A 12,078-nucleotide genomic window follows, 5' to 3' on the forward strand; every position below is an offset into this window, starting at 1 on the left:
AACAGAGGCTTCCGATAAAAAATCTCGTTCCACAACCAATTGGCCGATCTTGGCATGCAGCCGGGCAATCTCGGCATCATTACCCTGATGCTCGGTTTCCTTGCCCTTTGAAAAGCCTGACGCCATATTCTCAATCGCAGTTCGCTTCCAAGCGCTGATCATGTTGGGATGGACATCATACTTCTTCGACAGCTCTGAAAGCGTCAATTCTTCGCGGATTGCTTCAAGCGTAACCTTGGCCTTGAAGTCGGCAGAGTAGCGTTTTCTCTTCGTCATTTCGGATCGTCTTTCTGTTCAGGCGATCCACCTTAACACATGGTCCAAATGCCTGGGACCAGCTCTGGTCGGATCCCACAGTTGCACGGCCTCCAGTTGATTGTTTATTGGAGAAGGCTTCATGTTTTCGAGATAGTGGTAAGCTTCTTCAGTGAGAAGTTTAGCTTCGAATGTCTTGGCAACATTGGTAAAAATGTGGAGCTGTGCAATGTAATTCCTGTTATTGCCGGCCGTCACCCAAGCAACTAGACTCTCACAGTCGATAACATCAATGTTTGATGAATGTGCTTGTGATGTAGCCAATGACAAATTTAGGAATTGCCTCAAAGCTGATTTTGCGCTGTGCGAGTTTCCAGTTTCAACAAGGATTTTGGCGATAGATTTAGTCTTCTGGAAGAAGCGCGGTGAACAAGTGCCTATGAGCTTCTTGAAATTGATCGTGGCAGTGCCGTCCAGTTTCCAGAAATCTTTGTTTGGGTCAAATTCGATGCCAGAGGCAGACAGGGCAGGGGTTTCAAACAGGGGGAGCTGGAGGTCATTGGAGACGGGGAAATTAGATGTCATTATTGCGCTCCTGTTCTACCATCAGGCCTTTTTTATATGCATATTTTGTGAGTTGATCGCCACGATATTGGGTTGCCATATTTGAAAGGAGTGACCATCCTCCCAACATGTTGGCAAAACGATCAAACTCGGCAGGTTCGATATTTTCTCGAATTGACCAATCCGCTAAATTTTGGATCCATTGATGACGAAAATGGTGTGGTGTCAGATTCAAAATTTCAAGGTGAAGACCTATATCTGTAGCAATTCTATTTACAGTATCGTTTGCTATTGGCTGGCCGAAGTTTCGGTTGCTGTGAGATAGAAAGAAAAAGGGAGAACCAGATCGGTCTGCAGCATTACCGCCATGTGACAGAAGGTATTTTTCCAAGGACATGCAGAGGCGGTCCGAGATTGGATAGACTTTCTCATAGGTCTTGACGTTTGGCTCACGCAATCGAGGATCATCTGGGTCATCGGGTCTTCTAAAAACACGGATTTCCATGAGTTCAAAATTGACATCTTTGACCCGCAAAGCGCGCAGCTCAGAGTTTCTGAAGCCTGTTTCGAAGAGGGTTTGAGCAATTGCCCAGTTTCTTTCGTTCAGGGCGGGGTTTTGCCATATTACACCTTCACAATCATGCGGGCCGTGATCCAACATAAATCGGGTTAGACGTCCCAATTGATGGTGTGTTGGACCTTTGGAGATGCGGTTTAGATCCCGGACTTTGGGGCGCAAAGCGAGAAGTTTTTCAAGAAAGCGTTCGCGCTGATTAGCCAAACCGAAGAAGATTTCTTTTGACTGCCGACTTTCATAGGCTCGGCAAACCAGATCAATGAGAGCGGCAAACACTGTGATGCGTTGGGCTTTGGTTTGATTGTTAACCATCTCGGCTCTTGACCATTTTTTACCATTGATGCGAGAGACATTTGGTGAGATCGCATTTGCAAGAGCTTTGCTGTTAACTGAGGCTGTTTGTGCAAGAAACGTTGCATCAGCGGCGGTTGGGTATTTGCCGGCTTCGATATTCCGGATGATGTCGACGGAATTGTAGATGCAACAGCGCTCAAAATGAGCAACATGCTTCATATATGAAAGGAGCGTGCTTGATGCCAGGTTCAGAGATCGATATTCCAAAGCAAGGGCTGTCGGGTAATATGCAGGAATTCCATTTTTGTCAAAACATGTTGCGAAGCGTTCACCGTCACGAAACTTGATGAGCCGAGGAGTCCAAAAATACATATATCACCAAAATTACAGTTACGTTTTTCATGAATAGGATGGGCGTATTTGTAGGAAAATGCAAGAAGGTAGACTTTTCAGAGTGTTGGAGTTGAAAGCTACACGATCGATCTAAATGACGCGTAATCAATATTATGGAACTAAAAATATTTAGGTGGCGATTGAACGGGCGTACTCATGTTTGATGTCATGGTCTAAAGAGTCTTTAGAGTCAGGATGATATCCATAAAAATTGAAGCAATCAATCCTTTGCTTTCATCCCTTTAAGTGACAGATGCCACAATGGCTTCTGTGCGTTCTATTGCTCCTGAGGTGAAAGTTATACGGACAAAATCTATCTCTATTTCTTTGCAGAAGCTTAGAGATTGTCCGGTCATATGCGTGTTCCTGTGTGAAAGGCGCTCGCCAATGACGGCGGCGGCGTCTCTCTGTCAGGAGCAATCGCTGGGAGCGATAGAGATGTGTGCGGCTATGGATGAAAGAGAGTTTTGAAGCGCCTGCTTCTCAACGCATGACCATGGTTTGTCTGTGCCGCTTCATATGCCTCACTGTATAATATGGATACAGAGGACTATGAGCGCGCGCCTAGTTCGTCTAATGGCAAGCGTTTATGCGATACCTGCTTCAAGGCTCTAGCAGAAGATCTTCAGAAGGAAATGGTCAGGCCGTCATAGGCTGGAATGACATTGTCTGGCAGCGTGCGGCGCAGCGTTTCATAATCCATATCGATATGCATATGGGTTAGAATAGTCTTCTTGGGCTTGAGACGCTCCGACCATGCCAACACCTCATCCAGTGAGAAATGACTTGGATGTGGCGCATAGCGCAAGGCGTCGACGATCCAGACGTCCAGATCCTGCATCATGGCTATGGTATCTGGTTCCAGATCACTGACGTCGGATGAATAAGCCAGATTGCCGATGCGGAAGCCGAGTGAATGGATATCGCCATGTACCTGATTATAAGGATGCGCCTCAATCGTGCCTGCCGGTCCATCGATACATACCGTGTCGCCATGAGCGATCAAGGATGGATCAAGGATCGGAGGATATTTGCTGCCTTCTGGCGTCTTAAAGCAATAGCCAAAGCCCTCTTGCAGACGCTTGAGTGTCATATCGTTGGCGTAGACCTTGACCCGTTCGCGCCGATTGAAAACAAAGGCGCGCAGGTCGTCGATGCCGTGGGTATGGTCTGCATGGGGATGGGTATAAAGAACACCGTCGACCCAGTCGATATGTTCACGCAGCATCTGCTCGCGAAAATCCGGGCCGGAATCAATCAGCGCACGGGTGACCTGCCCGTCTTGCCATTTTTCAACGAGCGCTGAACAACGGGTCCGCCGGTTCTTCGGGTTGCTCGGATCGCACTTGCCCCAGTCGTTGCCCACACGGGGCACGCCGGGCGATGATCCGCAGCCCAGAATACGCAGCTTAAATCCGTTGTCCTTTGTCATTGTTCATTGGTTCCTGCTACCTGTTGCCTTATCGCGTTGCTTTGCTGAACAGGCGGAAGAAATTGTCCGTCGTGATCTTCGTGATTTCTTCCAGCGACACGCCCTTTACGTCAGCCAAGACCTGAGCGGTATTGACCACATAGGAAGGCTCATTGCGTTTGCCGCGATATGGCATTGGCGCAAGATATGGCGCATCGGTTTCCACCAGCAATCGATCCAGAGGTACGTCTTTGATGGTATCGCGGATTTCCTGACTGCGCTTGAAAGTCAGAATGCCGGAGAGGGAGACATATAGCCCCATTTCCAGCGAGCGCATGGCCAACTCGCGATTGGAGGAATAGCAATGCAAAAGGGCCGGGAAGGCCCCCTCCTCCATGCCTTCCTTCAGGATGGCGATGGTATCGTCTTCGGCGTCTCGGGTGTGAATGGATAAAGGCAGCCCAGTCATCCGCGCTGCCTTGATATGACGGCGAAAACCTTCGGCCTGCGCTTCACGCGGGGCATTGTCATAGAAATAGTCAAGACCGACTTCGCCGATGGCCACGCATTTGGGATGCTCGGCCAGTTTGGCGATGTCTTCGGCACTATAGTCCAGCTCTTCATCCGCATTATGCGGATGGGAGCCGACGGAACAGAAGACATTGTCATAGCGCTCGGCGATGGCCTTGATTTCATCGAATTTCTTGATGCGTGTGCATATGGTGACCATATGCCCGACGCCAGCCAATTCGGCGCGGCGTACGACATCGTCCAGTTCTTCCTTGAAATCAGGAAAATCCAGATGACAATGGCTATCAACCAGCATGATTTAGTCTATGCCTCGTTTTCTTCGGTTTTTTCGACATAGCGCGGGAATACAGGGCTTGGCTTGTCAATCGGTGTGCCTGCAGCCAGGCGACCGACCGGACCAAGAGACGCGAAATCGCGCTTGTCAGATGGAAGAGCAAAGAGATCGAGCAGCTTTTCTGCCGATTCCGGAATATAAGGCTGAGCGAGAATGCCGACCTGACGAATGATCTCGGCCGTAACGTAAAGCACGGTGTTCATCCGGGCTGGATCAGTCTTGCGCAGTGCCCAAGGTTCCTGGCTTGCGAAATAGCGGTTCGCTTCGCCCACTACATCCCATATGGTTTCAAGCGCCTTGTGAATCAACTGCTTGTCCATGAATTCACGACATTTTTCGAGCATTGCATCGGTCTGATCGAGCATTGCCTGATCTTCAGTGCTGAATGCGCCCGGCTCTGGCAGAGCCTTGTCGCAGTTCTTTGCGATCATGGAAAGCGAGCGGCTGGCAAGGTTGCCAAGATCGTTGGCAAGGTCCGCGTTGGTGCGGTTGACGATCGCTTCGTGGCTGTAGTTGCCATCCTGACCGAATGGCACTTCACGCAGGAAGAAGAAGCGGGTCTGGTCCAGACCATATTCCTCGATGAGGCCGAACGGATCGATCACGTTGCCGACGGATTTGGACATCTTTTCGCCGCGGTTGAACAGAAAGCCGTGGGCAAAGACGCGTCCGGGGATATCAAGGCCCGCAGACATCAGGAATGCTGGCCAGTAAACCGTATGAAAGCGGATGATATCCTTACCAATGATGTGGGTCGCGTTGCCCCAGAAGGTCTTGAACTTGTCTGCATCGATATTGGGATAGCCCAGCGCGGTGATATAGTTGGTCAACGCATCGACCCACACATACATGACATGTTTGTCATTACCCGGAACCGGAATGCCCCAATCGAAGGTCGTGCGGGAAATGGACAGATCGCGCAAGCCGCCTTTCACAAAGCTGATGACTTCGTTGCGGCGCTCGGATGGCCCCATGAAATCGGGCTGAGCCTCATAAAGGGCGAGCAGCTTGTCTTCATAAGCAGACAGGCGAAAGAAGTAGCTTTCCTCTTCAGTCCATTCAACCGGAGAGCCTTGCGGGCCATAACGCACGCCATCTTCGCGAACTTCTGTTTCGCTTTCAGCATAGTAAGCTTCATCGCGCACCGAATACCAGCCAGCATAGCTATCCAGATAGATATCACCATTGGCTTCCATGGCCTTCCAAATGGCCTTGGAGGCTTCGTAATGGCGCGGCTGCGTGGTGCGAATGAAATCATCGTTGGACAGGTTGAGAACCTTGGCCATCTTTTCAAACACTGGGGCGTTCTGGTCTGCCAACTGAGCCGCTGTCATGCCGAATTTCTCGGCCGTCTGCTGCATTTTCTGGCCATGCTCATCGGTGCCGGTGATGAAAAAGACCGGATGTCCATCAAGACGTTTGAAGCGTGCCATCGAGTCCGTTGCCATCATTTCATAGGCGTGGCCGATATGCGGTGCGCCATTGGGATAAGAGATAGCAGTGGAGATGAAAAACGGAGATTTGTCAGTCATGCCGATGGTTGTCTTCTATCGTTGAGTGGATTTTCGCTCATATTGCGACGGTGCAGATGTTTTTGCCAAGAACGGTCACAATCGGAGCATGGAGTTCTTTCAAGAGGTTTGTGGGCGAAGGGGCGCGTATCGTCAAGGATTTTTGTGCAAATGACGGTGGACAGAGCGCAAACTTGTGCGAATTAGCGCTCACCGCGCGATGCTTTGGCCAACATGCGCATGACTTCTATGACGGTTTGCTTTTTGTCCAGATTGAAAATGCGGGTCTGCTGGATCTGTTCGCGCGCGTCATCCCAGACGCGGGCAAGCGGATAGAGATCCGCGCCTCTCGTGCCCTCAATGCCGCTTTTTTCATGCAATTGACGGCTGAGATAGCGGTGCACTAAATCGGAAAAGCCGTCGAAGCGTTCGTCCTTGCCACGTTGGGCTACGGTTTCAGCGAAAGCATTGAGCGTTTCATAATCGGGATTATAGGGGGGCGCCAGCATGCGCTCGAAGGCGTGAATGAGCACCAGCCCTTCATCCGATTGCAGCTCTGCGGCCTTGCGAATGGACCCATCGCAGCTCTGGCTAAGCTGTTCTATCGTGTCGGCTCCTTCCGCAATGCCTAGCCCCGCTATTGCCTCACTGAGAGCCGGATTTTCCAGCGGCGAAAAGCCAAGGCGTCGACAGCGCGAGCGGATGGTTGGCAGCAAACGGCCGGGAGCATGGGAGATCAGAAAGAAGAGCGTGCGGACGGGCGGTTCTTCAAGGATTTTCAAGAGCGCATTGGCGGCATTGTTGTTGAGGTCATCCGCCGGATCGACGATACAGACACGCCAGGTTTTCTCGCCGGCTGTGGAGCCGAAAAAGCGCACGGTCCTTCTTACTTCATCGACGGTGATTTCCGTTTTAAACCGCTTTGACTTCTGGTCGTAGGGCCTGTCGATCACCAGAAGGTTCGGGTGGGCCAGATTGGTAACAAGATGCACGGCCTGACAGTCATCCGGACTGTCCAGACGCGTTGGGGCAGCCATGTCGCCCAAGAGCCCGCCACCTTGAGGTGCCATCCCCTCATTGAAAATGAAACGGGCTGCGCGGAATGCAAATGTTGCTTTGCCAATGCCCTTGGGCCCAGTCAGAAGCCACGCATGATGCATCTTGCCTGATTGCCAGGAGGACAGGAATTTTTGTTCTTCTTCCGTATGGCCAAAGAAGAGCCGCTGCCGATGCGGAGGCTCCAGATCGGGCAAGATATCATAAATCGGAAAATCCAGATCTGCTTCCGCCATTTAACTCTCTTCTGAAGTATCAGCCGTCTGATCAGATGAAGAAGTTTGAGAGCCCGTCGCGGCCCCCTGCTCTTTTGACAGCAATTCATGGTCAACAACCTGCCAGATATCCTGTGCGATTTCATCGATTGACTGGGAGGCATCAATCACCTTACATCGCTTCGGATCCTTATAGGCAAGGGACAGGAATGCATTGCGTCGGTTCTCATGTACAGCCAAGGCTTCGCGCTCGAACCGGTCAGCGGCTTCGCCTTCTGACCTGCGGCTATTGGCGCGCGCCATGCCGATTTCCGCCCGGAGATCAAGGATAAAGGTGATGTCTGGCTTTGCGCCATCAATGGCGAGGCGCTCGAGCATATTTACCAGCTCTTCGGAGACCTCTTTGTTTTCACCCTGATAGATGCGGGTGGAATCCATGAAGCGGTCGCACAGAACCCATTGGCCCTCTTCCAGTGCTGGTTTTATTTTGGTGTCGACATGGTCGGCGCGGGCTGCGGCAAAAAGAACAGCTTCGCCGCTTGGCGGAATGCCCATGTCTGCAATTGTGCCAGAGAGAAGCAATTCCCGCATGGCTTCGGCCTTGCTTGAGCCGCCGGGCTCGCGGGTCTGAATGCAATCAATGCCGTTTTGAGCAAGCCGTTCGGCAAGAAGGCGGATTTGCGTTGACTTGCCAACGCCCTCGCCGCCCTCAAAGGTGATAAATTTTCCAAGCGCCATTGCTGAGCTCGCTCCCGATCGGCAAACACCGTGCCATTCTATCTGGCATGGTCGAGTGAGGGAATCGCTTCCCTCATGCTGGTTTCGAGCTTAGCTTGTAGCAGGAAGTCGGCTCAGAACCAACCAAGCACAAGTTCTTTCAACGCTCCGACTGCACGTTGGGTCGTTGTTCCGCGTCCAACGCTCTCTCCTGTGATCAAGGGAGCCTCATAGATCAGCTTGTCATCGTTCCAGACCTTGAGTGTTGCGACCTCGACACCCTCTTCAATCGGAGCCTTGATCGGGCCATCATAATAGACACGAGCCTTGAGGCGGCCTTGCTGTGCCCGTGGCATAAAGAGGCTGACGGGACGTTCGCTGACCAAGAGGACTTCGGACTTGTCTCCGCCAAAGACGCTTGCATAGGCCACTTCTTCATCCGGATCGAAAATGCGTTGAGAGGTGAAGGCCCTGAAGCCCCAATTCATGATCTTGCGCGCTTCTTCGCGGCGCTCTTTTTTGGATTTCATGCCGGTCAATACGGCAATCAGGCGTTCGTCACCGCGTTTGGCCGAAGCGACAAGGCCGTAGCCAGCCGCTTCTGTGTGGCCGGTTTTGAGCCCATCGGCCCCTTCGGTGAAGCCGAGGATCGGGTTGCGGTTATGTTGTGTGATGCCGTTCCAGGTAAATTCTGGAATGGCGAAATAGTGGTAATATTCAGGATAGTCATCGATAAGGTGGCGGGCGAGTTTGGCCAGATCCTTTGCGGTCACCATCTGCCCCTCTGCAGGCAGACCCGTGGAGTTCATGAAATGAGAATGCGTAAGGCCGATGTCCTCGGCACGCTTGTTCATCAATTGCGCAAAGGTTTCTTCGTTTCCGGCCATGCCCTCGGCAACCGCGATGCATGCGTCATTGCCGGACTGCACGATGATGCCGTGGAGCAGCGCATCAAGCGGCACCATGGAGCCCAGCTTTGCGAACATGGTCGAGCCGCCGGAATTGGCTCCACCATCGCGCCAGGCATGCTCGGAAATGTAGAATTCTGACTCAAGGGTCAGCTCGCCGGTTTTCAAAGCATGGAACACCACCTCAAGCGTCATCAATTTGGCCAGAGATGCGGGGGGAACCTGTTCATCCTCGTCCTTGGAAAAGAGTACCGAGCCGGAATTCCAGTCTATCAGATAGGCGTGTTTCGCCGCTGTCTGATAGACCTGTGCCTGCACAGCGGTTTGAGCCGAAAAAGTGGCCGCTATGAGCAGAAGCATAAGACGGGAAAATCTTTTAAACATTTCGTTGAGCATCCTTCCCCCCTCAACGTTAGGTATGAAGCCAGCGCGGTATAGGCGCTGACAGGCATGCTTGAACAATACGTCGAGGCTGACAAGTCACCTTTGCGTGTACCATCCAGTTGGCGCGATAGTAGCTTAAGTGGGCGCAAAGAAAAAGGAGAGCATCGCTACTCTCCTTGAAAAATCTCGATATTTTTGCGAAACGCAACGCTTGGCTGTCAGCTGAGCCCTAATCGATGTCTCAAAGCGGCAATGTCATTCCATTTTACACCGGGCTTGAGTTTGCTGATCTCAAGAGAGACGGAACCATCGGGCTGATCACTGATATCAACGGCGGCAAGCAGGGCAAATTCCTCGGCGAGTCGCATGCCATAGGATTGCGTGAAGGTGCCAAGATGCTTCATTGATTTCTGAGAGGCGATATCAGGTGTCTGCGCGATGGCTTGCGCTTTTCTCTTTAATGCCGCGCTCAGGTTGGACTGTTTGTCGCCCGTCATGAGACTGTCGATGGCCTGATACCCTGCTTCAACACGCCGGGAGGTGTCTGGCGCATAGTTCAGCTGCACCGGAGCCATGCTCGCCAGTTCCAGAGGCGCGGCAACATTGCCCATGCCTTCGGGCGGGAAATAGCCATCTCCTACGAGATCCACCGGAGCCCAGCCAGACGTTGGTGCCTGGGCAAGATCAACCGGGCTTGGGCTCGGCGCAAAGGCTGTTGCGTCCGGCGCCCCCAATTGTGGCAGGTGAGCCAACAGGAAGTTGGAAGACTGCCTTTGCGGCTTCGATTTGGGAACAGACGCAGACGCCATCATTACAGGTGCCTCAGAGCCAGTAGTGCCACCACCGGTTGGCAGGTTTTTGCGGTCGTTGCCGATTGGTTGGCCCTTGTCCCTGAAGGAATCCTCCAAGAATGCTGTGTCGTGACCATCCATGCGCGCCCTGCCCACATATTGAACGCGAACATTGGTGATGCCATCATTGATGAAATCAAGCTTCTGAGCCACGCGTTTGGACAAATCGATGATGCGGTTATGCGCATAAGGGCCGCGATCGTTGACGCGGACCAGAGTCGACTTGCCATTTTTGAGGTTGGTGACCCGCACATAAGAAGGAAGTGGTAACGTCGGATGTGCCCCTGTCAGCGAGTTCATATCAAAAATTTCGCCATTGGCCGTCAACCGGCCATGGAAATCGTCACCATACCAAGAGGCCTTCCCTGTCTTGTTATAAGACGGTTGATGCTTGGGCACATAGGTTCTGCCGGCTACCTTGTAAGGTTTGCCGATTTTGTAAGAGCCACCACCCTTGCGGAAATCACCCTTCTTCGTCGCGACGCGCGCACTGGCAGAAACGCCGTATTTGGGATCAACTTTGCTTTTACTCGATCCTGAGCAGCCCGAGAGCGCGATGCCTGCTACGCCAAGAAGCGTCAGAACCATGCCCGTGCGGCAATTTTTTCGATTTGAAAACAGCACTTCAAACCCCATTGATGGCTTCTTTAAAAGCGGGATCCGCTTGTCTTTATGGAATGTCGACTTCATTTTGGCATGTCGACAAAACTCATCATGTTGACGCCGGCTTTCACTCGAAGTTGTTTTACCCCTAATCATCAAGGTTAACAACACAAGCTGTGCCTATTTCTACGACGATAGCTCGCAAAAGTTCAATATTTACGAAAATGGCTGATATTGCCAGAGAAAATAGACTATTCCGTCTATCGTGGTAAAGGGAGTGTAAAGCGATGGTGGCAAAAATGTGGTCGCGATTAAGATAATGCACTTAACTCGTGCATTTTGCTTGCCGATCAGGTGTTGTACCCAGATAGATATACGCAATGACGGGGCTTGATCGTCTATTTTTCAACAGCATGGCACGAACAATTGCAAGAAGGCTTGCAATTGTTTGAAAATAGCGGCAAAAGGGCTCCCAACCACATGACGCCGGAGGGGTGGCAGAGTGGTCGATTGCGGCGGTCTTGAAAACCGTTGGGCTTCACGGTCCCGGGGGTTCGAATCCCTCCCCCTCCGCCATTTTCTTTTCAGTAATTGAAATATTATTCTTTCTAGAAAATTTGGCATTTTATTCACCTATATTACATTTTTTTATTGTTCTGTTTAAGTAATTGACTATTTTTCTGTTTTTTTTATTGTTGATATTTTTTAGCGCAATAAAGTTGTATGATTGATAGTATTCATTTTCATTTGAGCAGTATACTATTTCACTTATACTTATTTTTTTGTTTGTATTTAGTGAATTTATTTCTTCTAGGTCAAATTTCTCATTATTTATTTTGTAATTATGTATTATATTTTTTCTTTTTGTTTTGTAATCTTTTACTATTTTTGAAATAGTTTTATTGTATTCATTGCTGAATTTGATAAAAATAGTGTCTTTAATTATATTTAACGCTTCTATATCTGTAAAGTAGAAGGTTTCATTAATTTCTTTTTTCTCTCCGTTGAAATTACAATTTATTTTTCTTGATCTTTTTATTCTGAGAGCGCATTTGCTTATTTCTAATTCGCATATATAGTTTTTTGGGCATCTTAGCGAATTTTGAATTTCAAATATTGTACTATTATTTATATTTTCTTGAGAAAATGAATTGCTCGAGAATATAATTTTCGAGATTAAAGAGAAAATAAATAAAATATATTTGGTGCACACTTTACTTTGCATAGTTTCCTCCGAGCGTTCTAAATCCCATTTTGCGCATAAAGCGGTCGTTTTGGGCTGGGCGGATATCTGAAGTTATATGGAATAGCAGATGTTTGGCGCCGATTTGATCTGACTATTGCTTAATCCCCCTCACTAAACGAATGGCTACTTTCCCGCCGAGAAGGCTACGTCTGATGGATTGGGTGACATGGATGACGTGGACTGTGGTGAGTAAGATTTCTGTACCGACATAATACTCCCCTGCCGCAG

Annotated in this window: 11 protein-coding genes and 1 tRNA gene; 1 reads left to right on the forward strand and 11 read right to left on the reverse strand. The window is 50.2% G+C overall.

The genetic code is table 11. The features are described 5' to 3' along the window. The 10 genes from BM258_RS14585 to BM258_RS25035 form a co-directional block, all read right to left on the reverse strand. On the reverse strand, nucleotides 1-276 hold a 276-nt coding region (locus BM258_RS14585), incomplete at its 3' end, for a transposase (RefSeq protein ID WP_139229285.1). 18 nt (nucleotides 277-294) lie between these two features. Beyond that, nucleotides 295-840, reverse strand: a complete 546-nt coding sequence (locus tag BM258_RS14590) for a hypothetical protein (RefSeq protein WP_090073527.1) — start codon at nucleotides 838-840, stop codon at nucleotides 295-297. After that, nucleotides 830-2,062 (reverse strand): site-specific integrase, encoded by a 1,233-nt coding sequence (locus BM258_RS14595; RefSeq protein ID WP_090073528.1) that lies wholly within the window; start codon nucleotides 2,060-2,062, stop codon nucleotides 830-832. The genes BM258_RS14590 and BM258_RS14595 overlap by 11 nt, the downstream gene beginning before the upstream one ends. A 646-nt stretch (nucleotides 2,063-2,708) precedes the next feature. Continuing rightward, on the reverse strand, nucleotides 2,709-3,515 hold the full coding sequence (locus BM258_RS14600) for an MBL fold metallo-hydrolase (protein WP_090073530.1): 807 nt from the start codon (nucleotides 3,513-3,515) through the stop codon (nucleotides 2,709-2,711). A gap of 28 nt (nucleotides 3,516-3,543) precedes the next feature. Beyond that, the gene (locus BM258_RS14605; RefSeq protein ID WP_090073531.1) at nucleotides 3,544-4,320 is read right to left on the reverse strand and encodes a TatD family hydrolase; all 777 of its coding nucleotides are present in this window, start codon (nucleotides 4,318-4,320) and stop codon (nucleotides 3,544-3,546) included. Nucleotides 4,321-4,328: 8 nt separating this feature from the next. Further along, nucleotides 4,329-5,891, reverse strand: a complete 1,563-nt coding sequence (gene metG / locus BM258_RS14610) for a methionine--tRNA ligase (protein WP_090073533.1) — start codon at nucleotides 5,889-5,891, stop codon at nucleotides 4,329-4,331. Between the two features lie 182 nt (nucleotides 5,892-6,073). Continuing rightward, on the reverse strand, nucleotides 6,074-7,162 hold the full coding sequence (locus BM258_RS14615) for a DNA polymerase III subunit delta' (RefSeq protein WP_090073534.1): 1,089 nt from the start codon (nucleotides 7,160-7,162) through the stop codon (nucleotides 6,074-6,076). Further along, nucleotides 7,163-7,879, reverse strand: a complete 717-nt coding sequence (gene tmk / locus BM258_RS14620; RefSeq protein WP_090073536.1) for a dTMP kinase — start codon at nucleotides 7,877-7,879, stop codon at nucleotides 7,163-7,165. Nucleotides 7,880-7,992: 113 nt separating this feature from the next. Continuing rightward, nucleotides 7,993-9,150: a D-alanyl-D-alanine carboxypeptidase family protein gene (locus BM258_RS14625; protein WP_090073793.1), complete on the reverse strand. Its 1,158-nt coding sequence runs from the start codon at nucleotides 9,148-9,150 to the stop codon at nucleotides 7,993-7,995. A gap of 218 nt (nucleotides 9,151-9,368) precedes the next feature. Continuing rightward, nucleotides 9,369-10,691 carry a septal ring lytic transglycosylase RlpA family protein gene (locus BM258_RS25035; protein ID WP_342029357.1) on the reverse strand — a complete coding sequence of 441 codons (1,323 nt, stop codon included), beginning with the start codon at nucleotides 10,689-10,691 and terminating at the stop codon, nucleotides 9,369-9,371. 401 nt (nucleotides 10,692-11,092) lie between these two features. On the opposite strand from BM258_RS25035, the gene BM258_RS14635 reads away from it, so the two are divergent. Continuing rightward, a tRNA-Ser gene (locus tag BM258_RS14635) sits at nucleotides 11,093-11,180 on the forward strand. A gap of 49 nt (nucleotides 11,181-11,229) precedes the next feature. Here the strand turns inward: BM258_RS14635 and BM258_RS14640 are convergent. Continuing rightward, nucleotides 11,230-11,829, reverse strand: coding sequence for a hypothetical protein (locus tag BM258_RS14640; RefSeq protein ID WP_090073540.1), 600 nt, complete (start codon nucleotides 11,827-11,829; stop codon nucleotides 11,230-11,232). Nucleotides 11,830-12,078 lie beyond the last annotated feature (249 nt).

The sequence above is a fragment of the Cohaesibacter marisflavi genome, assembly GCF_900115225.1.
In the GTDB taxonomy this organism is placed as follows: domain Bacteria; phylum Pseudomonadota; class Alphaproteobacteria; order Rhizobiales; family Cohaesibacteraceae; genus Cohaesibacter; species Cohaesibacter marisflavi.